This is a genomic window from Leadbettera azotonutricia ZAS-9, assembly GCF_000214355.1.
In the GTDB taxonomy this organism is placed as follows: domain Bacteria; phylum Spirochaetota; class Spirochaetia; order Treponematales; family Breznakiellaceae; genus Leadbettera; species Leadbettera azotonutricia.
Genome location: NC_015577.1, coordinates 1603661 through 1630643, shown reverse-complemented (window position 1 = coordinate 1630643; position 26983 = coordinate 1603661). Strand labels below are relative to the sequence as shown.

Annotated in this window: 19 protein-coding genes, 1 tRNA gene, 1 rRNA gene and 1 pseudogene; 8 read left to right on the top strand and 14 right to left on the bottom strand. The window is 52.0% G+C overall.

The features are described from left to right. Window positions 1-26 precede the first annotated feature (26 nt). Both TREAZ_RS07045 and TREAZ_RS07040 read right to left on the bottom strand, forming a co-directional pair. Window positions 27-99: transfer RNA gene (locus TREAZ_RS07045), tRNA-Ala, on the bottom strand. Between the two features lie 268 nt (window positions 100-367). Next, window positions 368-1908: ribosomal RNA gene (locus tag TREAZ_RS07040) — 16S ribosomal RNA — on the bottom strand. 498 nt (window positions 1909-2406) lie between these two features. Here TREAZ_RS07040 and TREAZ_RS18695 point away from each other — a divergent pair. Beyond that, window positions 2407-2544, top strand: a pseudogene (locus TREAZ_RS18695) (pilus assembly protein); the annotation flags it as partial. A 143-nt stretch (window positions 2545-2687) separates the two neighbouring features. Here TREAZ_RS18695 and TREAZ_RS07030 read toward each other — a convergent pair. Genes TREAZ_RS07030 through TREAZ_RS07015 form a run of 4 tightly spaced genes read right to left on the bottom strand, consistent with a single transcriptional unit; the run spans window position 2688 to window position 12453 of the window. Next, window positions 2688-4418, bottom strand: a complete 1731-nt coding sequence (locus tag TREAZ_RS07030; RefSeq protein ID WP_015711136.1) for a capsule assembly Wzi family protein — start codon at window positions 4416-4418, stop codon at window positions 2688-2690. Between the two features lie 13 nt (window positions 4419-4431). Continuing rightward, entirely contained in the window at window positions 4432-4752 is a 321-nt protein-coding gene (locus TREAZ_RS07025) for a hypothetical protein (RefSeq protein WP_015711135.1), read from the bottom strand. A 10-nt stretch (window positions 4753-4762) separates the two neighbouring features. Continuing rightward, window positions 4763-9391 (bottom strand): SpoIIE family protein phosphatase, encoded by a 4629-nt coding sequence (locus TREAZ_RS07020; protein ID WP_015711134.1) that lies wholly within the window; start codon window positions 9389-9391, stop codon window positions 4763-4765. Further along, window positions 9388-12453, bottom strand: coding sequence for a tetratricopeptide repeat protein (locus tag TREAZ_RS07015; protein ID WP_015711133.1), 3066 nt, complete (start codon window positions 12451-12453; stop codon window positions 9388-9390). Before TREAZ_RS07015 ends, TREAZ_RS07020 begins: the two co-directional genes overlap by 4 nt. Window positions 12454-12577: 124 nt before the next feature. Here TREAZ_RS07015 and TREAZ_RS07010 point away from each other — a divergent pair, with 124 nt between their 5' ends. Then, window positions 12578-13876, top strand: coding sequence for a UPF0164 family protein (locus tag TREAZ_RS07010; protein WP_015711132.1), 1299 nt, complete (start codon window positions 12578-12580; stop codon window positions 13874-13876). A gap of 1 nt (window position 13877) precedes the next feature. Here TREAZ_RS07010 and TREAZ_RS07005 read toward each other — a convergent pair whose 3' ends face one another. From TREAZ_RS07005 to TREAZ_RS18035, 4 genes are read right to left on the bottom strand one after another with little or no spacing between them, the layout of a single operon-like run. Continuing rightward, entirely contained in the window at window positions 13878-15440 is a 1563-nt protein-coding gene (locus TREAZ_RS07005) for a 1,4-alpha-glucan branching protein domain-containing protein (RefSeq protein WP_015711131.1), read from the bottom strand. A gap of 1 nt (window position 15441) precedes the next feature. Further along, window positions 15442-16125 carry a DUF4912 domain-containing protein gene (locus tag TREAZ_RS07000; protein ID WP_015711130.1) on the bottom strand — a complete coding sequence of 228 codons (684 nt, stop codon included), beginning with the start codon at window positions 16123-16125 and terminating at the stop codon, window positions 15442-15444. Window positions 16126-16127: 2 nt separating this feature from the next. Then, window positions 16128-16793 (bottom strand): RluA family pseudouridine synthase, encoded by a 666-nt coding sequence (locus TREAZ_RS06995; RefSeq protein ID WP_015711129.1) that lies wholly within the window; start codon window positions 16791-16793, stop codon window positions 16128-16130. Between the two features lie 25 nt (window positions 16794-16818). Next, on the bottom strand, window positions 16819-17046 hold the full coding sequence (locus tag TREAZ_RS18035) for a hypothetical protein (protein ID WP_148257737.1): 228 nt from the start codon (window positions 17044-17046) through the stop codon (window positions 16819-16821). A 27-nt stretch (window positions 17047-17073) separates the two neighbouring features. Between TREAZ_RS18035 and TREAZ_RS06990 the strand changes: the two genes are divergently transcribed. Then, a complete protein-coding gene (locus TREAZ_RS06990) occupies window positions 17074-18258 on the top strand; it encodes a hypothetical protein (RefSeq protein ID WP_043923359.1) in 1185 nt (394 codons plus the stop codon). Window positions 18259-18271: 13 nt separating this feature from the next. Here TREAZ_RS06990 and TREAZ_RS06985 read toward each other — a convergent pair whose 3' ends face one another. Together TREAZ_RS06985 and TREAZ_RS06980 are read right to left on the bottom strand one after the other, a co-directional pair. Beyond that, window positions 18272-18925: a PTS sugar transporter subunit IIA gene (locus TREAZ_RS06985; RefSeq protein WP_015711126.1), complete on the bottom strand. Its 654-nt coding sequence runs from the start codon at window positions 18923-18925 to the stop codon at window positions 18272-18274. 54 nt (window positions 18926-18979) lie between these two features. Continuing rightward, the gene (locus TREAZ_RS06980) at window positions 18980-19390 is read right to left on the bottom strand and encodes a cytidine deaminase (protein WP_015711125.1); all 411 of its coding nucleotides are present in this window, start codon (window positions 19388-19390) and stop codon (window positions 18980-18982) included. A 33-nt stretch (window positions 19391-19423) separates the two neighbouring features. On the opposite strand from TREAZ_RS06980, the gene TREAZ_RS06975 reads away from it, so the two are divergent. The 3 genes from TREAZ_RS06975 to TREAZ_RS06965 are packed head-to-tail and all read left to right on the top strand — an operon-like array spanning window position 19424 to window position 22250. After that, on the top strand, window positions 19424-20509 hold the full coding sequence (locus TREAZ_RS06975) for a hypothetical protein (protein ID WP_015711124.1): 1086 nt from the start codon (window positions 19424-19426) through the stop codon (window positions 20507-20509). A 1-nt stretch (window position 20510) separates the two neighbouring features. Further along, window positions 20511-21395, top strand: a complete 885-nt coding sequence (locus TREAZ_RS06970; protein WP_015711123.1) for a hypothetical protein — start codon at window positions 20511-20513, stop codon at window positions 21393-21395. After that, a complete protein-coding gene (locus tag TREAZ_RS06965) occupies window positions 21396-22250 on the top strand; it encodes a class I SAM-dependent methyltransferase (RefSeq protein WP_015711122.1) in 855 nt (284 codons plus the stop codon). On the opposite strand, the gene TREAZ_RS06960 is transcribed toward TREAZ_RS06965, so the two are convergent. Continuing rightward, window positions 22247-23614, bottom strand: a complete 1368-nt coding sequence (locus tag TREAZ_RS06960) for an MATE family efflux transporter (protein WP_015711121.1) — start codon at window positions 23612-23614, stop codon at window positions 22247-22249. The genes TREAZ_RS06965 and TREAZ_RS06960 overlap by 4 nt on opposite strands. 46 nt (window positions 23615-23660) lie before the next feature. Here TREAZ_RS06960 and TREAZ_RS06955 point away from each other — a divergent pair, with 46 nt between their 5' ends. Together TREAZ_RS06955 and TREAZ_RS06950 are read left to right on the top strand one after the other, a co-directional pair. Next, complete coding sequence (locus tag TREAZ_RS06955; protein WP_169312614.1) at window positions 23661-24317, top strand: HAD family hydrolase; 657 nt, start codon at window positions 23661-23663, stop codon at window positions 24315-24317. Between the two features lies 1 nt (window position 24318). Further along, window positions 24319-24621, top strand: coding sequence for a Trp family transcriptional regulator (locus TREAZ_RS06950; protein WP_015711119.1), 303 nt, complete (start codon window positions 24319-24321; stop codon window positions 24619-24621). A gap of 12 nt (window positions 24622-24633) precedes the next feature. Here TREAZ_RS06950 and TREAZ_RS06945 read toward each other — a convergent pair whose 3' ends face one another. Beyond that, window positions 24634-26964 (bottom strand): hydratase, encoded by a 2331-nt coding sequence (locus TREAZ_RS06945; RefSeq protein ID WP_015711118.1) that lies wholly within the window; start codon window positions 26962-26964, stop codon window positions 24634-24636. Window positions 26965-26983 lie beyond the last annotated feature (19 nt).

Here is a 26983-nt window from a genome sequence, read left to right as displayed (position 1 = left end):
GGTTCTTAATATTACTAAATTGGAATTGGAGATAAGGAGATTCGAACCCCTGACATCCAGCTTGCAAAGCTGGCGCTCTACCAGCTGAGCTATATCCCCGCTTAGTCTTTTATCTGTATCGTTCTATAATAAATAGAACGGTAACATTCAAAAAAAGGGAAAAGGAGAAGAAAGATTGTATCGAGAGGTGGSAAAAGCTTTGCAGCTTTTGCCTTGGAGTTTTGTAAACAAAACTCCACTGCTACTTAATGCTCATTAAGTTAGCAGTCTTTTGGCAGCAGCCCCTTTTGCAGGACCATTGCCAGGAGGGCTCTTTCGAAACCCTCCTTGCCGGGACTGTTCATAAGCCCCGTTCCCTTTCACAGTGAAAGGAGGTGATCCAGCCGCACTTTCCAGTACGGCTACCTTGTTACGACTTCACCCTCCTCACTAAATTTACCTTGGACAGCGCTCCCCTTGCGGTTAAGCTACCGGCTTTGGGTACCTCCAACTCGGATGGTGTGACGGGCGGTGTGTACAAGGCCCGGGAACGTATTCACCGCGCCATGCTGATGCGCGATTACTAGCGATTCCAACTTCATGAAGTCGGGTTTCAGACTTCAATCCGAACTACGGGCGGCTTTCGGCGTTTCGCTTGTTCCTCGCGGATTCGCTTCGCTTTGTACCGCCCATTGTAGCACGTGTGTAGCCCTGGACATAAGGGCCATGATGACTTGACGTCATCCCCACCTTCCTCCGGTTTGTCACCGGCAGTTCCGCCAGAGTCCTCACCGTTGCGTGTTAGTAACTGGCAGTAGGGGTTGCGCTCGTTGCGGGACTTAACCCAACACCTCACGGCACGAGCTGACGACAGCCATGCAGCACCTGTGATAGCGCGCCTTGCGGCGCTGAAACATCTCTGCTCCATTCGCTACCATGTCAAACCCAGGTAAGGTTCCTCGCGTATCATCGAATTAAACCACATGCTCCACCGCTTGTGCGGGCCCCCGTCAATTCCTTTGAGTTTCACCCTTGCGGGCATACTCCCCAGGCGGTGCACTTATCACGTTCGCTCCGGCACTGAACCGCTCGGTCCAACACCTAGTGCACATCGTTTATAGTGCGGACTACCAGGGTATCTAATCCTGTTTGCTCCCCGCACTTTCGCGCCTCAGCGTCAGTCATTGGCTAGCAGTTCGCCTTCGCCACCGGTGTTCTTCCGAATATCTACAGATTTCACCCCTACACTCGGAATTCCAACTGCCCCTCCATGACTCTAGTCACACAGTTTCCAATGCAGTGCCGAAGTTGAGCTTCGGTATTTCACACCAGACTTGCATAACCGCCTACGCGCCCTTTACGCCCAATAATTCCGAACAACGCTCGCCCCTTACGTGTTACCGCGGCTGCTGGCACGTAATTAGCCGGGGCTTATTCACCAGCTAACGTCATCGCGCGGGCATTCCCTCCCTCGCTTATTCTTCGCTGGCAAAAGGATTTTACAACCTTTCGGCCTTCGTCATCCACGCGGCGTCGCTCCGTCAGACTTTCGTCCATTGCGGAATATTCTTAGCTGCTGCCTCCCGTAGGAGTTTGGGCCGTATCTCAGTCCCAATGTGGCCGTTCACCCTCTCAGGCCGGCTACCCATCACAGGCTTGGTGGGCTCTTACCCCGCCAACTACCTAATGGGACGCGGGCCCATCCCAAGGCGGCGCCGAAGCGCCTTTCTTTATCGGGCCACAGCCCAATAACCACATTCGGTATTACCCACTATTTCTAATGGCTATCCCCAGCCTTGAGGTAGGTCACCCACGCGTTACTCACCAGTCCGCCGCTCTAGGGGGGATTGCTCCCCCTTGCCGCTCGACTTGCATGCTTAAGACGCGCCGCCAGCGTTCGTTCTGAGCCAGGATCAAACTCTCCATGATATAGTTTCTGACGACCCGAAGGCCGAAAGAATTATCCATTTCAAGTCGATGGCTTTCGCCATCGTCCTTCCCTCGATACGCTCGCTTCAATATCTCCAGTTTCCTGAAAACATCTCTGCTTGGCTTGGCAGGAACGCTTRCGCGCCCCTGTCGTAATCTTTCTTTCTCCCCTTCCCTATATTGCCAAAGAACTGTTCTTGGGCTTGGCCTTCCGGCTGCCCTGCCCGCCTTAACCTTCAGGTTTTTAGGCGGGTTCCGAGACATTACTACGCCCCTTGAGTCTTTGTCAAGTGGGTTTAGCGATTTTTTAGAAAAATTTTCACAGGAAAAACACAGTCCCGGAAATTGCTTATCTTAATATAAATATAACGAAATATCGAAAAAATGTCAAGCGGCGAGAATTGAATTTGGTAGCCGGGTAGAACCGGGTGGTTATCCACCCTGAGCCACCACAGACCTGGACGTGCTGACCACTATCGGGGACTATTTGAGCACTAAAAATATCAGGATAGGCTCATGGACTTTGCCGATGCAACCCTGGTATTCGCTGCGGAAAAAACCGGAATTCGTTCAATTATCAGCATAGACGCGGATTTTGATATTTACCGACTGCCGGGGAAAGTCCGGATCAACAACCCCGCGGCAAGCCGCGAGGTATGTTGTTCTCTTAAGGAATTGGACTCGGGGCTTAATACCTTTTTAACCGCCCCAAGGGGCGGGGTATTAACCCCCTCGCCACGAATAAATTTAACTTCCCTGAAAGCGGGAAGTTAAAATAGCTAAATCTTAAGCCCGAATCCCAAAGAAAACTGGAAGTCCCCTGCCCAGCCTGGTTTATGGTAAACCAGGCTTTCGCCTGTGCCATTTTCTGAAACCATGAGCTTGTTCTTTTTGAAGAGCAAATCGAGCTCCGACCAGGCTGTGAGGGTTAAGCGGAGGAACTTTTTTGGGAAGCCATAGCTCCCTTTGAACATGGCGCCCAATGTCAGCTCCTGTTCGTCTGTGCTGCCCGAGGGGGTATGGGAGTCAAGGTTGGCAAGGCCGGTGTTGTTTCCTTCTTTGTTGTGGGAGACAAAGGGGTTCATTTTACCATGAACCATGGCAAAAAACCGGCCGGAAAGGAGCGCCGAATTCGGGAAGCGGTATGAGGAATCAATCTGGAAAACCAGGGCATCGCCGCCATAAGGATAGCCTGTATAATCAAAATAAAGGGGGTCCGGAGAACCATTCACCCTGGTCGTGCCCAGAGTTATAAAATCCACCTCATCCCTCCGGTACAGGAGAGGCGAAGTATAAGCGGCTTCCAGGGAAAGATTCAGTACCCCGGGGCCCGCGAAGCGCGCATGCTCTATGCCTCCAAGCATGCCCCAGGACCAAGGTTCAATATCGTCTTCCCAGGTGGCGCGGATCTGATCAAAGACCGTCTGGATATAAAGGCGGTATCCTTTAACGGGGGCGAAGTCCAATTCCAGGTGGGCCAGGGCATTGAACATGGTGCGATCCAGCCAATTATGAAAAATAAAGGCAGGATTGAGATAACGGGGATTGAAGCCCTCGCCCTTGTATATGATGTTTTCTGAAACTGCCAGAACCAGGGACGGAAACAGGCGGAATTCCAGCCTGTGGGCCATGAAAATCTTGAGCGGCTCCCCCATGGATTCGGGGCTGGTATAAAAAACATTGAGCCATTCATATTTGAAATTTGAAGAAAAAGCTGAAACCTTGAAATACTCGTCATAGTCCCTATGGCTATCGAAAACAAAATTGCCTGTTTTCCCCCTGCCCCACTGGAGCTTATCCCGGGCAAGGCTGATGTTCCAATGGGCGCCCCCGAGAGTCAGCACCGCCCTCTTGGGCCAGTCAAAATCAAATTCGTCGATGCCTGTGGGTACATTGCTCAGGAAGGGGCGGCTATACGCCCAGGAATAATAGGGAAAGGGGACCCCTGTTTCAGGGTTGGGAGGAATTACCGCCCCAAGGCCTCCGGGCAAATCGCCTGAGTCGCGGTTCAGATCCCGCTGGTTGAAACGGTTCCTGCCGTAGCGGGCATCGGTGTACACAGAGAACCAGGAGCCCAGGTTTAATTCCAGGTATGCATTCAAAAGGGGCCGGCGTTCCTCATAGCCATACACCCAATCTTCTTCCCTTACATAATCGCTGCTGTTAGTGTGCATATAGGCTTCCAGGGCAAACTCCAGCCCTGCGTCCAAGGTCGCAAGCTTATCCAGGGAAAAACGGAGGGGCTCATAAACCAGGGAAGCAATATGGTCGTATAAGGCTTGTTCTTTGGCGCTTAGGGCGGAACTATCGATTTTATCCAGAATCAATGAGGCTTCGGCCTTTGTCCAGGGCCGGGCACTTGAAGGCGAACCTAACCCTTTAAGGAGATAGAGGGTATCCATCTCATCGTAGGCTACCGAAGAAAGGAGGAGCATTTCCTGGGTCTGGCCAAAAACTGCCAATGGCAAGAGGAGGCACAAAAAAAGGGGCAGGGCTTTTATTGGATTCACGATTCAGATTGTCTTAATTGCCCTTTTTAAGCTTCAGCTCCGCTTCTTTTCTCTCGATGGATTCTCTGACCAGGGCAAGCTCCGAGAGTATAGTCCGAATCGGGGCAGAGCCGGCCGAGATGGTATCTTCCTGACGCTCCGCAAATGCCTGGTAGGCTTCGGCACCGAGGCGACCCACAAGCTTTTGGGCCTGGGCTTCAAGCTGCCTGATTTCAACCATGAGGACACCCTGTTCGCCCAGCTTCTGGGCTGTGGCGCCCGCTTTGGCGGCAAGTTCCTTGGAAGCCGCTACACTTTGATCAAAAACTTCTTTCATTCTATCGCTGAATGCCATGTTATGCCCCCTATTTGCGCTTGATTCCCAATATGGTGAGGTCGTCGTACTGATCGTCCTCTTTGACATTAGTATAATACATATACGCATCATTGCCAGGGTTCTCCCGGGTAAAGGAACAATAGCTGCGGTACTGGAGGAAGTGTTCCTTGAGGAAGTCGTCTATCTTCTTGTCCACCAGAACCCTGTTATCCGCAGTGGCTTTTGGATCTTTATAGCAGCGGAACATTTTTTCAACTGATACCATGGCCATGATCACTTCTTCGACCTTGCCGTCACAGGAAGTAAAATCGAAGTTTAGATCTGTTGCATCCCCTTCGGGGTTGTGCCATTTGTGGAGGGTATAGGTTCCCTTGTTCATCACTGCATTGATGATGGCCAGAACCCGGTCGGGACCCATTTCTTCATCGCCCTGGCCTACTACGTGGTTTTCGTGGGGCGTGTCGTTGGGGGCGCCTCCTTCGGTACAAATAATGTCTTCGAAGGCAGAGTTGCGGAATTTGCGCTTCGCTTCTTCAATACCGTCGGTATAGAGCAGGAGTATGTCGCCGTGATCGAGGGTCATGGTCTGAACTGAATAGCCGCCTTTGGATTCGACCATGAAGTTGGGGAGTACGCCGGTGGCAGGCGTCTCCGGGAGGGTCAGGGTTTTCATGCAGCCCTCCGAGGCGTCGAAGAGGTGGATGATATTGTCGCCGGCGTTGCAGAAGCGCACTTTACCTGTCTGGGAGTCGAAGAGGCAGAGGGTAAAGGCGGCAAAACGCCCTTTGAAAGCCAGGGTCTCGATGAACTCGTTTATCTGGTAAACCACGTCCTCAATGTGCATGCCCTTCTCTGTGGGCTTCCACTGCTTGAAGTAGTTGAGGAACATGGTGGCTACCTGGATCATGATGAGTGCCGCAGGGATGCCTTTGCCTGCAACGTCGCACTTGATAACAGCGTAATAGCGGCCGTCCAGATCCTGATAATCGAAATAGTCGCCTGACACGCCCTTTGCGCCTTCGTAATATCCAAAGAAGTGAGCGTTCTCGCTTTTTTTATAGCCTGTGCTCAGCTTGTTCCCTTCCTTATCGAGATCAAGGGGTATGAACTTTTTCTGGATTTCCTTGCCTATGGAAAGATCCGAGGCAGCAGCAGCGGCTTTTACCAGGCCGTGGGTCATGTCGTTGATGGTGTTTCCCAAAACGGCAATCTCGTCGTGGGTTTTGATATGTATGTCCACGCCTTCAAGATCCGCCTTATCCTCAGTATCGCGTATCACCTCTACATGGCTCACAAGCCGCCTTATAGGATGGATGATAAGGGTTGAAAGCACGAGAGCGCCCACAGCCCCTATGGCAATGGCTGCCAGGGCAACCACGATGATGATACGCAAAAGATCCTGCTGGCCTTCGGCAATATCTTCCAGTATGGAATCTATGGAAACTTCAAGCCTTATGAGTCCCCGGAAGTAAGTATCCTCCGTGCCTTGCCGGTACATAACCGGTTTAAAAAAGACGTAGACACGACTTTTATCCGCCGTGAAATTGTCCGTCGAGAATTCCGGTTCAGACCTGATTTGCCGGCCAATTTCCGAGAGCCTTTCGGTAAGCTGCGCTTCAAGGCTTCGGGTAGTAACCTGAATATCTTCCAGGCGCTGCTGGCTGGCTGCGTCCAGGTTGGTGGCAATGGATCTGGCTTCCTGGTTAAAACTCGCGATAGTGGCGGAAAGATCTCCTACCGCAGACCGCGCCTGATCGTTCAGTTCATCGGCGATTCCCTGCAGCCGGGGAGTAATTTCATCCGTGATCCGCGAAACTCCGGGCTGGAATTCGACCGTATCGACCTTGGCAAGGATATCCGTATCATTGGTGGCCCAGACCGCGTCATCAAAAATAGTAGTATCAGGATTGTAGCCGGTAATGGTAACATACCGGGCTTCGGGAATGGCGCTCATCTGGGCAGGCAGGAAGCCCAATTCCAGAATATTCCCCATAGGGAGATAGGCCCGGGTATTGGTAGCAAGCCCTTCGAGAAGAACTGTTGAACGATCCCAAAGTCCCTGGAGCAGTGTATCGCGCTGAGTCCGGGTCATCATGACGTAAAGGGGAGCCGACACCATTACTACTACCAGCATTACCAGGGCAACCGTAAAGGAAGCCATTTTAAAGCGGAGGCCTATGCCCCGCCGCTTGATCCGGGCAAGCCGTTTTTTCTTTTCCGATGGCATAAAATCTCCTGTAATAAGGGCGGCGGCATCCAGGCGTATAACGGCGCTTTCGGCTACAACATTGCCTATACCCCGGATAACAACCAAAATCCCCAGACCGCACAAAACCAGTATTGCTATAACTACAAACCAGGCAGTATCAAAAATGAAACGGCGGGCATGACGCAGCAACCATGAAGGCTGCCAGATACTTCCATAATCGCCGAATTTGACGGTACCGGTTTCGTTTATTGCTACCATTGGGCCTGTTATATAAAGGCCCCGCACGGGATGTTCTACCCCTACCCTGTAATTGCCTTCTTCGATATCTTCGATGCGGAGGCCGTTTATTTCCCTGTCCGACGCAATCCTATAATCGTCGTTGCGTAAATAAAATTCCCTGTCGTAAGGTTCCTGCCCGTCTTTGTCCAGGAAGACCCGGATCACGCTGCCGCCGTCGGCAAAGCCCCTGCCCATAATCCTGAGATCCAGTATGCCCTGCTCGTCCTGGCTGGCGTCAACCCAGGTTATGTAGGTATGGGGCACATATTTATCGGTTCTGAAATATATGCTTGAGTGAGGGCCAACATTCCCCACTTCATCAATTGCCCGGACAGTGAAGAGCCAAACCCCATCGTCCTGATTGGTATAGGAAACAGAAGTCCCTGTGCCCTGAACCCTGGGTGCCGCCGCCCTGCTCCCGGGATAGAGTTCGCTGGCAGCAGCCTGGAAGATCCCATTATCCATGGAGCTGAATTGGGCGGAAGATCCCAGGTATTGAAGATCCCAGGTATACCCTGCAATATCAGACGCGGGAGGAACATTCCAGTTAAGCGTAAAAGTGTTAGACAGCAGGAAGCCGTTTTCGTCCAGATCGGGCTGTATAATCGCTGCGGCAGGAGGAGGAATCGTATCCCGTATATATTCTATCCGCGAAGGGGGCGACCAGTTGCCCGCATAGTCCTGGGCTATGATGGTGAAATACCAGCTTCCGTCATCATCTGCAACAGTTTCTGCACTGGTGGCTGCTGAATCTCTGGTATTGTAAACCATGATATTTTTATTTGGGACAACATCTTCATCTTTGCTCCAGGCATAGGCAAAACCGGAAATACCCGAAGAATCAACAGGAACATTCCAGGAGAATCTCGCCCTTTCTCCTCGGGTCCTGCGCCCGGGCGTAAAATTCCCTGCGGTAATGCGCACAGGATTTACGGAAGTATCAGGAAGCAGCGAATAGATCCTGGCGCTGCCCTGAGCGGTTGTGGTCTGCCAGAAAATAAAGAGGCCGTCGGAATCGACAACAGAGCGGCCAAAGGAAGCGTCTCCCCCTACAGAACCTGAAAGATCCGTATTGATCCAGTTGAGCCCTTCTCTTTGCGCCAAATAGATCCTGTTGCCTCCCCTTCGGTTATCGAACCAGATTACTTTGGTATCGCCGCCATAGGTAAATGCAACAGGGTTATTGCAATAGGCATCATTGGTATTGATACGCTCGGGAGCGCCTATAAGGCTGCCGTCGGCCCGTATCCGGGCGGCATAAACTTGGGGAGAGCCTGTACGGTAGCGCCGCTCCCAAACCAGAAAGAGGGAATCGTTCTGCACGGTAAGCTGGGGACGCTGATTATCAAAATTATCAGCAGTGGCGCTGGTGTACATATAGGCGTCCCTGAAAGAAGTGAAACGCTGCGAAGGCCCCCAGGTCCGGCCGTTATCGCTCGACATTTTCAGAAAGAGCTGGAAGGTTGGGATGGTTTCGGAACTGCCGGTAAATGACTGGAAGATCACATATTCCCTGCCCCCGTAAGAAGCATGAGAGGGGAGGAAATTGAGCTGCATCGCGTTATCAGTAACAAAGGGCCTGAAAGCAGACCAGACACGGCCGTTGTCCGACAGGGCATAATAAAGCGAAAGGGAACTGTCGCTGCCCCTGGTTACAAAGAGCAGATAGCCGCCGTCGGAACGTACCGCGATCCGGGGCGCCACCGACGATTCTGTACCCGAATCTATCCGGTACTTTTCGAAGCTTTGGCCCTCGTCGCCCGAGATGAGGATCTCCGTCTCCGCCGCCGAAGCTGCGGCGGCAATGAGTATGCGGTTCTGTTTATCTATGACCGCGCTGATTATTGAAGGCTCCGTACCGGAATATAGATAAGGACCCCCAATGATGCCTTTGTTTTCCCAGGAAGCGCCGGGCTTCTTGACTGCCAGGGCAATACTGATGGCGCCGTCTCCTGAACCGTTGGCGCCGGATACAGCTCTCCTGTCCGTCTCCTGCCATACCAATATGCCCAAATCGCCTGTAGAAGCGGAGACGGGAAAGCTCCCCCGGGGTCCGGAAAAAACTTCAGGCTGTTCCCAGAAAAAACTGGTCTGTCCAAACAGCATGCCCTGAAAGAGAAAAAAGAGGGCAAATACGAAGGCTGATAATTTTAGCTGTTTTGTCATCATAGAACCGACTCGATCCTTCGCTGCAATTCCAGGATGAGGGTTGAATTCTGATTCCGGGGATTCTGCAGAAGCTGGTGCACTATTGCCAGGGCAGTCAGATTATTGCCTCTGGTGAATTCCTGGACAGCCCGAGTGTATTCATCCTGGGAATGGCTGTCCAGCACTATGGTGCCTGTTCCGGTCATCCATGTTTGAACCTGATCCTTGCCCCTCTGGGCCTGGGTATTGTTGGGATTGAGCTGTATGGCCTCGTTGAGCTGTGCCAGGGCTACTTCATATTGGGTTGAATTCCTGGCATTGATAATGGTCATGGCTGCCTGGGTAAGTTCGTTGGATCGGGCAATAGCCCTGGGGTCAGGCGGAGGGGGACGGTACCCCATATCAATTTCGGCCTGGGTCAGAAGCTGCCTGATCCCCGGATAATCGGGATTTATCTGCACCAGATCCTGAAGATCCGCAAAGGACTGGGTGGATCTTACAGCCGGCTTGGTACCTGCCACTGCATCGTTAAGGCGCTGCCTGAATGCAGCGTTAAATACGCTAAGATCCGTCTGCTGATCTATTCTCAGTTCCAGAAGCCGCGCTTCCTGATTCATGGGGAACATGAGCCTGACATCCCTGGTTTTTTGCCTGGCCTCCGCAAAGCGCGCAAGCCCCGGAGCCCTCTGTCCGCTGTTGAGGAGCCGAACCCCTTCATCGTAGTTCCTCTTGGCGTCGCTTAAGAGCTGGCTCATCTCGGCATACAGGGGAGCTGTCTGGGGAATGGCTCTGCCCGACTGGAGGGAAAGAGCGCCCCGGACCAGGTTGAGCCAATAGATCACTTCGGGTTCTTCGGTAGAATTGGTGACACTCCAGCGGCTCTGGGCGCGGACCAGTTGATCCTCGGCCTGTTCAAGGTTTCCGGCATAATAATTGGTTCTGGCATTGTTTACCAGATTGCGCACATCTCTGACTACTATTTCATTCTCTACCCTGACTATCTCGGCGCCATGGTTCACAAGGCGGGTATCCCAGGATGTACGGAGGGAAGGGGATTCCTGTATGGCCAATGAATCGTGGTAACGCACTGTTGCCATCTGCAGCCTTTCCCTGGCTGTTTCAAAATTGTTTCTTGCCAAAGCGGTCTGGGATTCCTGGAAGAGCCTGTCCCCTTCGAGCCTTAAGGCATTGGCCCTTTCAATCTGGGTCCTGGCAGCAGCCATGACTGTCCCCGACCGGGACTGAAGATTCAGTATACGGTTCACCAGGTCCTGGGCATTGGCGTAAAGGCGGCCCACTTCGCCGGAACCTGTCAGACTCTGGGGTTCCGCGGCATAGAGAGCAAGAAGGGATCTGCCTGTGGCAAGATTCTGCGCTGCCCTCTGGCCCATTTGGGTAAGGGCCGCCAGGGCTTCAGTAGGATAATGGGAGAGGAAGATTTCGCCCGATTCTGAATTCTGCTGGATCCCTTCTACCTGAATATTGGCTGCGTTGAATTCGTTTTCCCGGGCAGTCACTTCGCGGGAGAGATCTTCAGCAGAAATAGTATAGCGCCTGATTATAGCCTGGTATTCCTGATCCCCTATGCGGCTTTCAAGATCCATTACTATGCTCCCAGCCTGGCTGATGTAAAGCAGGGGAAGCTCTGTGCGGCTCTCCGCGTCATCCGCAAGAAATGCCAGGGTTTCGCTGTAAACCCCGAGGGTTTCTGTTTCTGTGTTTATGGCCCCCTCGATGACAGCCAACTCCCGGATCATGGCATTGAAGGCGCTGCGGTTATCCTGTTCCTGGTTGACGGCGCTAGACAGTGCCAGAGTACCCTGCCTCCACAAAGGAAGGGCCTGGTAATTGCCCCGGATTATGGCTTCTTCCCTAATGCCGATATTTTCAGCTTCCCTCATAAACGAAACAGCCCTGCCCATGGAATGGAATTTCAGGTAGCTTCCTACCATGGGGGAAACTACAGGCTGATCATAGACGATTTGGGTGGGAACCCCTGCAGGCACATAGAAGGAAAGCCAGTTATTGATCAAATCCAGGGAAAGTCCGGCGAATCCTTCCGCAGTATCCAGAAGGGGAAGGGCCCCGGAATAGTCCCGGTTGTTGGCCGCTGTTTGCGCGCGGTTATAGGCATTTTCCGCAAGGGCAAAAACCGTAGCGTCCGCAGGGTCTATGTTCTGTTTCCAGAAGCGATCCAGGACGCCCAGCATGCCTTCGTCCTGCCCTGCAGGCCCCCGGATGAGCCTATTGGCAAAGGAAAGGAAAGACCTGTCCCCCAGGGCGTTATTTTCGCGCTGCAATATTGCCAGCTGGCTTTCATAGGAATTCCCCACTCCCGCAATGCTGCCCATAATCTGGGAGATTTCCTCCATCCTGAGAGCCAAGGTACTGTAAGCCCGCCGGGCATCAGCAAGGGAAACTGCCCCGGTGCCCAGATTCTGCACTGCCTGGGCCCCCTGGACAAATGATCCCAAAAGGCTTCCAAAATCGGAAATCCCTTTTGCAAGGGCTTCAAGCCCATTGGAAGCCACCGCTTCGGCTTCAGGGCCAAACCCGGAATTAAAATATTCGGCCTGATAAATATCAAGGCCGGTAGAATAAGTTTCGAGGGCGTCCTGGTAATTGCCCTGTTCCAGCTGGCTCCTGGCCTGAACCAAAATTCGTTCCAGCCTGTTCCTGTTGTTGTTGAAAGCCGCAAGCTCCCGCACCTGGTCCAGGAAGCGCTGGGTGGATGGATTGGTGGCAGGTTCAATGGCTATGAGCTGATCGGTCAGATCCAGAATTCTTACATCATCCTCGGGGGTATTAACCAGGGTGTCCAGGAGTTCGTCAGCAATGGTATTGTACTTTTCCCTGAGCTTGACTATTTTCTGAAGCCGTTTTTGGGCATCGTTGAATTTTTCGGGGTTTGTTTTGACATAGTCGGTAAGAATCTGTATGGCGCTGTCGTATTCCTTGTTCTCGATAAGGCTGTCGGCCTGGGACAAAACAGTATCCTTGGCGCCCCCTGCATAGAGGGAACCTGCAGCGGCCAGGAGGAAAAGCACTGCTGCCAGGAACCAAGAGGCTTGTTTTCTATGCAAAATACTCCCTATCATAGTATAATCTATCTATAAATATCGGTGAACCATTGGAATCTCTATAGTTTCCCTTTGATACTCCATAATTTATAGAATTCTTCTCCAATCCGATATATATTATAGATAGATGAAGAAAGCCCCCCTTGTCCTTTGTATCATTATTTTCCTCATGTTGTCAGGTATCCCTGCAAGGGCTTTGGATTTCGGTTCCGGCTCCTATGGCTCCATTTCCGATTACCTCAATTCCATCTACGGGCCCGACGAAAACGCCGGCCTCACTGCCTTTCCGGTGCTGAATGTGCCCATGGGCGGCCGCTCGGAAGGCATGGCAGGGGCGTTTTCGGCAGTATCCGACGATATTTCGTTTATCGAATACAACCCTGCGGGCTCGTCCATGCTTTCCAGTACCGAACTAGCCCTTTTTCACAACAACTGGATAGCCGATACCAAGGTTGAAGGGGCGGTTTTCGCCTCAAGGTTTGGAGATCTGGGTTTTGCGGCAGCAGGAAAATGGCTCTATACCCCTTTTACAGAGTATAATATCTATGGCGACAGGGTTTCCAAGGGCTATTATTCCGAAGCCGTGGCAGCCCTCAACATTTCGTACAACTTTTTTTCCGGCTATTATTTTTCCGGCCTCTCGGTGGGGGCCAATATCAAGGGCGCTTTCAGGATAGTTCCCGATTTTACCGACGCAGACGATTTGGGGAACGGCACAGGAAGCCTCATTTCCGGCTCCGGCAGATCCCAGTCGACAGCAATGGCCATGGCGGACATAGGCATCCTTACCCGCTTTGATCTCCTAAAACCCTATAGCTCCCGGGAAAAAAACATGTCCGCCGCCCTGGTTGTCCGCAATCTGGGGCCGCCTGCCATGGACGACCCCCTGCCCACCACGGCTACCGTGGCTATTGCCTATAAACCTTTAAGGCCATTGCTCATCTCTTTTGATTTCTCTGTGCCCCTCAATATGCAAGACATAAGCCTGTCTGAAAGACCCTACTGGGCTGCTGGTTTTGCCGCATCCATTACCGACTTCCTCTCCATGAGGATGGGGCTTATGGGCAAGGCCGGCAGCGTGCGCATCACCGTTGGAAGCGCCGTAGAATTTGAAAAAATCTCCCTGGACGTAAATTACACCCTGGATCTCCTGACCCAGATGCAGCCTTTGAACCGGGTAAGCCTGGGGGTGCGCTTCAACCTTGGGGACGGGGGCAGGAAGGAAAGAGCCGCCAAAGTGGACGAGCTTTACATCGCGGGCCTGGACGCCTATTCCAAAGGGGACTACCCGGCAGCCCGCAGCTATTGGGAAGATGTCCTCGCTATTGATCCTAAATTCGACCCTGCCCGGGAAGGGGTCAGCATTATCGCCCATGCGGAGAATGTGCAGCAGAGAATAAACGATATGCAGACTTTGGATTATTGACCTATTTCTTTCTTCTGAAAACCCTGTAATTGATGTTCGGAAAAATATTGTGCCGCTTCTCAAGGCTGGTAAGCCATTCGGTGCTGATATAGTTGCTGCCCAGGGCTTCATAAATAGTAGTAAAATTGCGCAGGCAGGATTCTATCTGGAGGCGGGCATAGGCGGAATTTTCCTGTTTGTAGAGCATGCCGGGCCAGTCCGATGCCATAGACAAAAGAATTTCCCGGGCTGCCTGGTTTAAGGTGCGTTCCTTGAGGCCCGAATTATCCGGGAAGCGGTCGGATATTTCTATCATGCGCTCCAGGGCGCGGGTTGTATGGCGGTATATCCAGTCGTTGGAAGCGTCTGCCCAGGTTTCGCCATAGCCGTTAATACCCCAGGAAGAAAATTCAGGCATCAGGGTCTGGAAGCTTGAAGGATCCTGCTTATAAAGATATTCGGCAGGGGTCATGAATTGAAAATCCTGCGCGCCTTCGCGGAAAATGGTCTCGAGGAATTGGGGGCCTTCGTACCACCGGCGGCCGAAATTGTCCGCGTCAAAAGCGCAAAGGCAGAAGGGAGGCTTATCCATGAGGACCTGGGCCTCGCCGAGCCGGGTTTTGCGGTTCTTCAGGAATACGCGGGCCTGATCCTGGGCTTTTTGCCTGGCTTCATCAAAATTATAAACCGCGCCTCCCCTGGTACGGCATTTATAGCCCGTGCAGCCCCTGCCCCCCTGGGTTCCCAAAAAGGGCTTGATCAGATCAGGGGGCAATTCAAAGCCCAGATCCTTTTTGTTGTCCCGGTATTCGGAACAGGATGACAGCGCCTCTATATCTTCCTTGGCATAGAAATCCCTGCCGACGACAAAGACCCCCGCAGGGGTTTTGGCAGGATAGAAACTCCCCTTTTCCGCACGGGGCTGACTGAACACCAGGCCATGGGTGTCAACCATGGTATAGGCAAAATTATAGGAACGAAGCCAGGAATCAAGCTCCGCCTTCCAGCCCATTTCGGGAAGCCAGAAACCCTGGGGGTTTTTTCCGAATTGGCTGCGATAAGCCCCTATGGCAACTTCAATCTCGGCCTGGATAGCTTCGGGGTATGCGGCATAAAAGGGAAGGAAGGCATGGGTTGCGGCGGTGAGCAATAATTCGAGCCTGCCCTTCTTCTGGTAATAATCAAACACTTTTAAAAGGCTGCCCTCGTAACGTTCGGTAAAAAGCACCCGCTTCTCCACCATGCAGTCGTAAAACTGTTTTACCCCCCGGGAAAGGGCGTCATCCCCCGGAAGTCGCTTCAATTCGTTGGCCCCGAATTCGATCTGCTTGTCCGTGAAGGTCAGGTAACGCTTCATGAGGTGGCTGTCGTTCAACATGTGGCAGAGGGTGGGGGAAATGGAAATGCCCATCCTGAAAGGGACATGATCCCTGTCCAGGCGATCAAACATTTCGAGGAGGGGAATATAGGTGTCCGATATGGCCTCAAAAAACGAGCGCTCTTCCAGGCATTCGGCCTGTTCAGGGTGCCGTATAAAGGGGATATGGGCGTTGAGGACTATGGAAATAACGGGATTGTTGTTCATGTCACCCTGCTGAGGAAGCTTTGGGTTTTTTAACCCTGGAGAGCCTGTCCCCGCTGCGAAGTATGCGGAAATCCTCCGCCCCTGACAATCGTCTTAAGGCATCGCCCCCGGCGCACAAGCGGCCCGGAAGCCCGGGCAGGGCAAAGGCAGGGGAAGAGGCCAGGGATACTTCCCCTCCCCTGTCGGCGCAGAGTTCTACAATATAGCTTCTTGCCTCCCCCTCCGGGCTATCGCCTGCTGGGAAACCCAAATACCAGGCTGTATCGTCTATGCCTACAGGCACAATAAAAACACCCTCCTTATCCCCATTTTGAGGAGACACTTTGAGGTAATAGCCATTAAAATCCGCCGCTTTTTCGAATATGTTTTTATCGCTTCCCTTAAGCTCCCAAAACACAAAGGCCCACAGGGGATCCCGTATAATGATTTCCAGAAAGGTAATATTATACTGCCGGGGCAGCGCTACAGCTTCAAAAAAACCAGTATCGATGAATTCTGCTTTTAGGGGGTTTTCTTCCTCATCATCCTCCATAAACTCTTCGGAAGTGCTCTCCAACAGCTCTTCTATGATAAAAATCCTGTCCAGACCCGGAGGTATATCAAAACCCAGGAGATCCGCCATGCGGACAAGCTCGTCAGTCGCGAGGCTTTCCAGGTAGGGCCTGGTTATATCGATTTCTTTCATGACTAGGTATCATGGGAAAAAACCCCAGCCAATGTCAAGCTAAAGGGGGCGAAGTATTCGGGCAGGGGCGCGGTTATATCTATGCCCTCCTCAGGAATGATAAGCCTCGAAGCATGGAGAAGAAGGCGCTTCAGGCCGATGGATTTGTGCAGGGTTTTGTTTAGCCCAAAGTCGCCGTATTTGTCGTCCCCCAGTATGGGGCAGTTTATTTGGGCAAGGTGGCGGCGTATCTGGTGCATGCGGCCTGAACCCAGTTCAAGCTCCAGCAAGGAACAGGGAATGCCGGGGTTTTCTGAAACCAGGCGGTAACGGGTTTCGGATTCTTTGGTTTTTCCTTTGATCTCCAGGGGGAGGCGTATGACGCCTGAAGAAGGCTGAGGCGTTTTTGAGCAGATCCCAAGATAGAGCTTGCGAATTTGTGAACCTTGACTCCTTTCGGCAAAATATGAAGAAAAGCGGGCGGCTGCTTCCTTGTTCTTTGCCACCAATATTACCCCGGAAGTATCCCTGTCCAGACGATGAACAAGGAGGGGGCGGGGATCGTAATTTTCCGCCAGCAGGGAATCCAGGGAGGTTTTGATGCCCTCCCCGCCCTGGACCGCAAGGCCCGCAGGCTTGTTTATGACGAGGCAATCTTTGTTTTCGAATAATATTGAAAGGTCTTTCAAAAGTGTTCCTTGTCAATCTGTCCAGTCAGCGTATAATTGCAAGGATATTTTGAACCGTTAAAACTGCATCTCCCGGTATAAATATTTTAGTAATATACATCCAGCTGAATGCGGAAGGGATAGCCAAAACAAGATACCATAATCCTGCGATCCGTGCGGTTTTCCTGCTTTCGTTTATTCCGTTTAAATTGTCCATAAATCTACCGTTAGATACAGTATACTTCCCTAAGAAATGGCTGTCCAGCCTTCCCAAAGGGCCATTATTGACGATAATCATATCATGAAACGAATATTTTCCCTCCTGGTCATTATTCCAGCCCTCTTGCTATTCATGCTCCCCAGAGGTTTTGCCTCTCCCCTTTATTCGCCTGCCTGGGGCTTTTCCATTGATCTGCCCGAGGATTATGAATTCACCGACGGTGACGGCAAGAACAGTTTTTCCTTTACCACCAAGGATGGCGCGGGTTTTGATCTTTCGATTTATGCACCTTCAACAGGAAAAGATCAGTATGCTTCGGTAGAAGCATTGGCAAAGGATGTACAGCGCAGGCTGGGAAGCTCGGGAGAAATCAGCAGCTTTGAGTACCGCCATAAACAGGCGGCTATTATAGAGCTTGCTTTTTCCCTTAACGGGGCCAAGCCCCAGGCAATGAGCGGCTGGGGGTTCTGCGTGGAACTACCGCAGACGGGCAGCGCCCAGGGAGGCGCGTCTGCCCGAAAACCTCTGCTCCTGGCCCTGGCTTACGGGCCCGCGAATAAAACAGAAATCCAGGCTCTTCATCTTTCAGCCCTGGATTCAATTGCCCCTGAAGATGGGGATACCCGCTATCCCGGCCCAATTTCGGAATTCAGCTACCCCAGGGAAACACGGAAGCTTATGAAGATAACGGGATTGGATGCGGAAGCCTGGTTTTATGAGGAAGACAAAGAAGCAGCCCAGGCCCTGGTGGACAGGGAATTCAATGTACTCAAGCGTTATGCCAGCGGAGCGCAATGGAAAGAGGCGTGGACCCGCTTTTACAGGGCTGTTTACCGGGATTCCTATGACAGGCTCGCGGATGCGGCCTTTATCATCGAGAGGAAGGTGAATGTCCCCTCCAGGGAAAACCGCGACCTGGGGGGCCAGCTTTTGCAATGGGTGCAGAATTTCAAGTATGAGCGGGACTTAATGGGTTCCGATTTTGTGAACCTTGTGAGCGCCTGTCTCGAAGGCAGGGGGGACTGCGACTCCAGGGCCATGCTGTGGGCCCTCATCATGAACCAGGCCAATGTGCCTGCGGGCATTATGGTATCAAAAGAATATAGCCACGCCATGGGGCTTGCTGATTTGCCCGGCCCGGGGGCTCATTTTACCGTAGATAAAAAGCAATGGCTCGTGGCTGAAACCACCGCCAAGGTTTCCATAGGTCTTATAGGCGAAAAGATGAGCGCTGTAGAGGGCTGGATAGGGATACCGCTGGATTAGGCTGCGGAAAGATTCATTCCGCCGAGACAAGTAGGGCGTAAACCTCGCCGGAAGTCTTGGCAGCCAAAAGGGAAGCGCGGAGCTCCCGGTTTTTTAGCCTGGCGCTGAAGAATGAAAGGGTCTGGAGATAGTACGCATGCTGGTTATAGGCGGCGGCTATCATTATGAGAATGCGCACTGGTTCGTCGTCCAGGGCCTGAAAGTCTATGATATTGGTTTGGCTTATCCCCACCGAAACCACCAGGTCCGTCACCGACGAGAGCCGAACATGGGGTATGGCAATGCCCCTGCCTATGGCAGTGCTCATAAGCTCGTCACGCTTGAGGATTTCCTGGATCAGTTCCTGATGATTTTTTACCTGGGGGGCAGTGGCGATATTGTCGGCCAGGGCCATGAGGGCATCCCGCTTGGAAGAATGATTGAGGAAGAGTACGCGGTCAGGGGAGATGATGGTTTCGAGGTGCACTGAACCTGACTGGGGGAGGAGCTTGTTGGCCGAAAGCCTGTCGTTCACCCATTTTTCAATTTCAGATTTTTTGAAACGCCAGACTGTGCCGATTTTGCCTGAGGGAATTTCACCCTTTTGAGCCCAATCATAGACAGTCCTTTCCGAAACCCGCAGATATTTTGCGACTTCTTCTATAGTTAGGATATCATCATCAATCATTGGTTTAGTATAGTACTATACCGTACTAAATGTCAATCAATTCTAAGCTTTTACCTATGTCTTCCCCAATTCGTAAAGGGAATCATAGGGAAGGAGGCCGCCAATGGTGGTATCTACCCGCTCGGGAGTATTGCCCCCAAAACGTACCGGCGCCTGGGGTTCCATAAATTCGCTTAAAACCTGGCGGCAAGCCCCGCAAGGCCCAACAGGGTAGTCCGAGTCCGGGGTGGCTATGGCCAGGGCTTTGAAAGATCGGCGGCCTTCGCTCACTGCTTTGGTTAGCGCTGTGCGCTCGGCGCATATGGTAAGGCCATAAGACCGGTTTTCCACATTGCAGCCGGTAAAAACAGTGCCATCATCCGCCAAAAGCGCAGCCCCGACCCGGAATTTGGAATAAGGAGCATAGGCCCTGTCCGCTACTTCCCGGGCTTTTGCATAAAGTTCATCCATATTGATTTTATCCATGATTCCTCCTATTATACCACAATGGGGAGATAAGTGGCAAAAGAAACGAAAAAATACTGGCTTATCCTGGCAGCAGCGGTGTTTTTTGTCTATGTGTTCGCTGCGGCCCAGCCTATTCCGGTCGAAACCATACTCGTATCCCGCTGGCTTACATCCCTCGAATCCAACTATCCCCTGAATATGGGCGGGAGCCCCCCCGAGGCAGCGCAGCCCCTTGCTTTCGAGCTGGGTGGGCGCTTCGGCTATGTTGGCGATGACGGGCGCTTTGCCATAAACCGCTTAAGGAAGGGCTATGTCTCCCTTTCGGAGGATCACTGGGCCGAGTATGATGCCCTGCCTCAAGGTCTCCAAATTATGGACCCCCAGGACAATATGGTTTTGGAGATTGAAAACCCCAAAGGCTATCCTGTCTTTCTGGACAAAAAACTTTTTATAATCGGGGCTGAGCAAAATTCCATTACTGCCCTGGACTCAAGGGGCAACGAACTTTGGACTTATGATTTCCCGGCCCCCCTCACCTGCATAGATGCCGCAGCCGGTTTTATACTGGTGGGCACCCTCGACGGCACTGTGGAGCTGCTCAATGCTTCCGGCACCCAGGCATGCCTGCCCTTCGAACCCGGAGGATCGCGGCTTTCGGTGATCCTGGGCTGCGCCATTTCTGCGGATGCTTCCAGGCTGGCGATTGTCTCAGGAATTGACGATCAGAGGTTTCTCCTCCTTGAGCAGTCCGGGGATACCTACCATGTAGTCTACCATGAATTCCTTACCGATGGTTTCAGGCGTGCGGTATATATGGCGTTTATAGACTCCGACAACCGGGTGGCTTTTGAGCGGGAAGGAGGCATAGGCATTTATGATATTCTTTCCCGATCAAGCGTGAACATCCCCCTGGACGGAGAGATTGCGGCGATTGACGGGAGCGGAGGGGATCGTCTCCTTTTTGTTGTCACTTCCCAATCAGCGGTACAAAAAAAACTTACAGCCATCAGGTTCCCCGGGACCATCATTATGGAAGCGCCTTTTAAAAGCAAGGCTGCCTTCCTGGGAAGGAGAGGTTCAAAGATCTATGTGGGCGGGGACATGAGCCTTGCATCCTTTGAATTGGGGAAGAAATAGAATGAAAACCGGAATCAAAAAAATACTTTTAGTGTTAATTGGTAGTATTGCTGTTAATTCCGCAGTATTGCTGCGCGCCATGGACTGGCCCCTGGACGCAGGGACAATGAGGAACAACTTCGGGTCGAATGACAATGGAAGCCCCCTCCTGGGGACATCTTTTGAAACTGAAGACACGGTAAAGGCAGCCGAAAACGGCGAACTCCTCTATCAGCATAAAAAAGGAGACCATGCTTCCCGCCTCCCCTCGCCTCTTGGATCATGGCTCGCCCTGGATCACGGCGACGGTATCATTAGCGTTTATAGCAGGCTGGACGAAGAAGCCCCCATGCCGGTGACAGCCAGCGCGGGGAAAACAGCTTCCCTCGGCAGATCCGGAATCTCTGGATGGTCCGGCAGCAAAGGCTTTTACTTTTTCCTCTTTGACCGCAAGGAAAGGCGATGGATTAATCCGTCCATGATCATAAATCCCTTAAGCGATACAAGGCAGCCCCTGATACTTTCAGTAAGGCTGAAAGATTCTGATGGCAAGCTCATCGATCCTTCCCAGACCAAAACCATAAGCCAGGGCCGCTATCTTATTTCTGTAGAAGCCACCGACACCATGCTCGAAGCAAGGGAAAGTCCTTTGGCGCCGTTCAAAATCGTGTGTTCCGTAAATGGCATTGAAACCGGGGCCCTCAATTTTGAAACCTACTCTGCCCGCGATGGCGTCCTCATGGTCTACCGTAACGGCCTCATTCCGGTAAAGCAGGTGTATGCGCCCTACCCTGCCTATGAAGTAGGGGAAATACGCTTTACCCGGGGGCAGGCAACCCTGGAAGTAATTGCCCAGGACATAGCGGGCAATTCAAGGAATGCGGTTTTCAGGCTCCAGGTCGAATAGGTGAAAGCGGCAAAAAAGGCTGTTAAAACCTGGTCCACCCCGGTTGCCCGAGAAGAAAGCCGCCTTATACCCTGCGCAATTTGCGGGGGCCTCTCGTTCAAACCTTATTTACAATGCGAAGGTTTTTCCTATGTGCGCTGCACAAGGTGCGGTCTTGTCCAGATGAACCCCCAGCCCCTGGCAGAAGAAGTAAGCCTTCGTTATGGCACAGGCCATGGGGCAGATTACCTTGCATACGAACTGGAAAATGAAAAACCCTTTCTGGAACTTCAGCTTTTGGCCCTTAATGACGCAGGCTTTTGGGAGCTTAAAGCCGGCAGGGTGTTGGACATAGGCTGTGCTACAGGCACCCTGCTTGCTGAATTAAAAAAACGCGGCTGGGATACTGCAGGAGTAGAAATCTGCGAAGAAGAAGCCGCCTATGCACGCAGGGAACGATCCCTTGATGTGCGGAGCCTGGCCCTGGAAGACGCCCGTTTTGCCCCGGCCAGCTTTGATGCTGTTTTGGCCTCCCATGTAATTGAGCACTTAAACGATCCCGGCGCGTTGGTAAAGGAGGCAGGCCGCATTTTAAAACCCGGAGGCTGCTTTATTGTTACTACGCCCAATATTTCGGGCTTCCAGGCAAAAATTTTCTCCGGCCGGTGGAGATCCGCCATCTTTGATCATCTCTATCTTTTTTCTGTAAAGACTTTAACTGAATTGCTTAAACTCAATGGGTTTACAATAGAAAAAGTAAAAACCTGGGGGGGCCTTGCAGCAGGGACAGCGCCTAGGCCAATCAAGCGTATCGCTGATAAAGTCGCGAAACGTTTTGGCTTTGGGGACGTAATGCTGATAAAGGCTTCGCGCTAGATAGGGACATACAAATTGGCTTTCTTTTCCGCCAGGGACTGCCGGTCAAGCTTCTTAAACACCAGAACCAGTGAAATGGTAAGAGGTATACAGGCGCCCAGCCATGCAAGGGGGCTTGCAAAACAGATTCCGGTAAAACCGAAAAAGAAAGAAAGGGTAATGGCGGCAAAAATTCTCATTACCAATTCCATGATCCCCGCAGCGGTAGTAACTACGCTTCTTCCAAGACCCTGGAGGCATTGACGGGATATGAAGAGCCATGCCAGCATAATATAGAAAAGACCATTAATTTTGAGGTAGGTGTAAGAAAGCTCGACCGCTTCCTTCTCGGCGCCCAAAAAGAGGGCAGAGAAAAAACGCCCGAAGAAAAAATACAGGAGACCCATAAAGACACTGAAAGAACAGGTTATAATGGCGCATTGTATCAGCCCTGTTTTAATACGATCTATCTTTCTGGCGCCGTAATTCTGGGCCGAATAGGTCGTCATGGCAGTGCCGAATGACATGAGGGGCATACTGCAGAGCATGTCTATCTTTTGTGAAGCAGTAAAAGCCGCCATTGCCAAAGCTCCCAGACGGTTAAGCGCATACGTAACCGTCACAGCTCCAATGGCGATAATGCTCATCTGAAAGCCCATGGGAAAACCCACCCGTACATGCTCCCAGGCTTCTTTGCGGTTTAAGCGAAGATCAGTACGGGCTATCCTGAGTATGGGCATTTTTTGCACTATCACCGGGATACAGAGAAGCCCTGAAACAAGCTGGGCAATGATGGTCGCATAAGCTGCGCCTTCAACCCCCATGTGAAAGACCAGGATAAAAACATAATCAAAAATGATATTGATGATGCAGGCAATGACGAGAAAAATGAGGGGCGTAACGCTGTCCCCCACCGCCCTCATGGAATTTGAGCAGATGTTGAAAAGCAGGGACGCAGGCATGCCCCAAAGTATGACAATGATATAACTGTAGGCGGCTTCCATGATCTCGGGCGGAGTTGAAAGCAGGCGCAGGAGGGGCCGTACTGTAAGTATGCTTACTATCATCAAAACAACTACCACTATGAGGCCCAGGACTATGCTTGAACCAAAGCTGCGGCGCACACCCTGCATATTGTTTGCGCCGAAACGCTGTGAAGTGATTATGGAAGTCCCCATGGTGAAATTCATGAGGAAGCCCAGAATAAGGAACATAAAGCTTCCGGTGCAGCCCACCGCAGCCAGAGCTTCGACCCCTATAGTGCGGCCCACTATAAAAGCGTCAGCCATATTATAAAACTGCTGAAACAAATTTCCTATGAGCAATGGGAAGGTAAAAGAAAGTATAAGAAGGGCGGGATTCCCTACTGTCAGATTTTTAGTCATTATTGATAAATCACTATATTCAAAATCTGCTATTTATGCAAGCATAATGATTATGAAATATAAAGGGATTATTTTTGACTGCGATGGAACCTTGGTAGACACCCTTGGCGATATTTCCGCATCCATGAACAAAGCCCTCAAGGGGAAAGGCTACCCCGCCCTTCCTGAGGAAGCTTACACCGATAAAGTGGGCTGGGGCATCAAACGTCTTGCCTTCCTCTGCCTCCCGGAGGATGTCCGCAGCGATGAACTCTCGGCCCAGGTGGCAGCCGACGCAGTCGCTTTTTACGCTCAATCCCCCCTTATATACACCAAGCCCTATCCCGGCATACTCAGCCTTGTCTCCGAATTAAAAAGCAGAAAACTCAAGCTCGCAGTCCTCACCAACAAGCCCGATCCCATAGCGCGTCTCGTCATAGGCGGCCTCTTCCCTCCCTCCTCCTTCGATGCGATCTATGGAGACATCACGGGGAAGCCCCGCAAGCCCGATCCTGCCTGCACCTGGGAAATACTTGTCGAGCTTGGCCTTACAACCCGGGATGTTATCATGGCAGGGGATTCTGAAGTGGATATTGAAACCGCCAAGGCTTCGGAATGTTTTGCGGTAGGCGTTACCTGGGGCTACCGGCCCCGGAAGGTTCTTGAAAGCTCAGGCGCCCTGCGCATTATAGACAAACCTGAAGAACTCCTGGCATTATTATAGAATGCGCGTTGACGATCCTGCAGTAGAAGAGAACCTCACTGAACTGGCTTCGACCCTGGCTAAAACCGGAGACCCTGCCCTCATTAAAGACTTCCTCCGCTGCCTGCTCACCCCCGCCGAAGCTGCTGACATAGCTGCCCGCTGGGCCCTGGTTAAGGCCCTGGACAAAAAAATCCCCCAGCGGGAAATTGCCAAGACCCTGGGGCTCTCGCTCTGCAAGATTACCCGGGGTTCCAGAGAGCTTAAGAAGCAGGATTCGGCATTTCAGAAGATACTGGGGATATTGAGGGAGCAGGCTCAATAATTTTACTCGATATTATTTCTTCTGCCCCTTCCTGTTATGATTAATCAAACTGCCATCAAGGATTAGCTCAACCTCGCCGGGGTTTAGTTCAGGCGTTTTAAGCATTACAGGCCTGGCGGTTTTGCCGCTGATGACCCAGGCTTCCAGCACGGGGGATGATGCGCGCACTTTTTCTGCTATCTTCGGGATAAAAACATAATCGCCATTCTTGAAAGGCTCGCCGTCAATAATAAAAGGAAGTATGCCCCAATTGATAAGATTGGAACGGTAACGCTTGGTGGCATATTCATGGGCAAAGTTCGCAGAGCCGCCAAGGACCCGCTGGCAGCTGGCAGCCTGCTCGCGGGCGCTGCCATCGCCGGGTTTATGGGCATAGATGGCCGAAGCCAGCTGAATGTCCTTTAGGGTTATAGCCGACAGAGACTGAATGCTTTTAACTCCTTCGATAGCATCCGTCAGCTCAGGGAGCAAAGCAAACGCTTTTTCCGTTTCCGAAACAGCTATTGCCTTTGAAGCGGCCTGCACTGCCTTTGCCTTGCCTACGTAGGAGGGGTCTTTGCGGGAGAGGGTGTACTCGGCCAAACCAAGGGGGTTCGACCGGAATGAAGAAGTTTCGCCCGAGGGGATAAGTTCATCTGTGGTGGTTACCGGATCAGTGATGTATGAAACTATTTTAAGGAGGAGATTTTCGCCCAGCCCTGCCATGGGAGGCCAATCGGTGATGTTAGGGCCATAACGCAGTTCCACGCTTTTGTCGGGTTTGCCTATGCCGTTGTAGATTTTGCTGAGGTAGGGGGCAGGGCCAAAGTGGTACGGAAAAGAGCGTTCCGGCTGGTCAAGATGTTCCGCCGAAGCCAGATAACCGCCGTTAAGGGCAGTAGCAGCAATACTGCGGGCATCCATGAGGCAAACCGACGAGATTTGGCCATTGCCCGGCTTTGAGCCTTCCCGGTTGGGGAAGTTCCTGGTGGTGTGCCTGATGGAAAGGCCGTTATTGGCCGGCACATCCCCTGCGCCAAAACAAGGGCCGCAAAAGGCAGAGCGTACAATAATGCCCTGGTTTATGAGATTGCTCAAGCCGCCAGTTTCAGCAAGCTCGAGAAGTATTGGCTGGCTTCCCGGATAGACCGAGAACGTAAAGCCTTCGTTGCCTTTGCCGCCATGGGAATTATGGCCTGCAAGAATGGTTTTTACTGTCATGAGGTTATCAAAAGTGCCGCCCGCACAGCCTGCCACGACTGCCTGATCAACACGGATGCGGCCCTGGCTGTCTATATTATCAGTCAGCTTCAATTTGATATTGGGGTTCTCCATGACCTCTGCAGCGTCTTTTTCAATATGCCCGAAAATATCTTTGGGGTTTGCGATGACATCATCAATTTCAAAAACATTACTGGGATGGAAGGGCAAAGCTATCATGGGCTTAACGGAAGCGAGGTCCACATGGATGAGGCCGTCATAATAGGATACCGCGCCAGGGCTGAGTTTCTTATAATCGGCATCACGGTAATGGATGGCTAAATACTGCGCCGTGGTTTCGTCGGTTTCCCAGATCGAAGACCAGCAGGCGGTCTCAGTGGTCATCACGTCGATGCCTGCCCGGTAATCGGCCGCTAGGCCCTTGATGCCGTCGCCTACAAATTCCAGTACCGCATTCTTCGCAAAGCCGTCTTTAAAGACTGCCCCTATTATAGCAAGGGCAATGTCCTGGGGGCCTACGCCGTTTCGGGGTTTGCCGCTGAGATAGACAGCGATTATCCTTGGCCAGGCTGCATCGTAGCTTTGGCGGAGCAGCTGCTTTACCAGCTCCCCTCCGCCTTCGCCTATGCCCATGGTTCCCAAAGAACCATAGCGGGTATGGCTGTCGCTCCCGAGTATCATCTTGCCGCAGCCTGCATAAGCTTCCCGCATATAAGAATGGATTACCGCAAGGTGGGGGGGCACATAGACACCGCCGTAACGCTTGGCCGCAGAAAGGCCGAAGAGGTGATCGTCCTCGTTGATGGTTCCGCCCACAGCGCAGAGTGAATTGTGGCAGTTGGTGAGAATATAGGGTATGGGGAATTCGTCCAGCCCCGATACCTTGGCTGTCTGGATGATATTCACAAAGGTGATGTCATGGGAAGCCATGGCATCAAAATTAAGATGCAGGCTTTGCGGAAGCCCCTTCCCGCCATCCTGATTATGGGCAAGAAGAATCCCGGCTGCTATAGTATTAAGACGGGCAGCATCAGGGGAAAGCCCCTGGGCCTGTGATTGAATTTTCCCCCGGTTTTCCTGATTATCTTCAATAATTTCCCTGCCATTTAAAAGAAAAACACCGTTTTTTATGACTTTGACCATGATCCACCCCTCTATTGCA